1 protein-coding gene is annotated in these 256 nt (G+C 55.5%); it reads left to right on the top strand.

What is annotated here, in order from left to right; translation table 11 throughout:
- A partial coding sequence (locus NK662_RS24635; RefSeq protein ID WP_254761351.1) for a hypothetical protein occupies positions 1-256 on the top strand: 256 nt, incomplete at both ends.

The raw sequence follows: 256 nt of genomic DNA, 5'->3' as shown, positions 1-256 counted from the left end.
GCCCGGGGAAGCAGGTGCAGCTCTCCGAGTCGGAGATCCGCCAGCTCTGCACTGTATCCCGAGAAATCTTCCTCAGCCAGCCCAATCTCCTCGAGCTCGAGGCGCCCATCAAGAGTGATATAATTCCAGAAGATCAGGAAGGGAAGACCAGCTTCCTGTTCACCCCAGGAGACCTCGAAGACTGTCTTGGCAAGATTCAGCTATTGCTGACGGACAAGGAATTCAGAGACAACATGGGGATGACGGCTAGAGCCGA

It is taken from the genome of Ectobacillus ponti, assembly GCF_024294785.1.
Taxonomy (GTDB): domain Bacteria; phylum Bacillota; class Bacilli; order Bacillales; family Bacillaceae_G; genus Ectobacillus; species Ectobacillus ponti.
The sequence above is the reverse complement of the archived record's forward strand: the minus strand, read 5'-3'. Positions and strand labels throughout refer to the sequence as shown.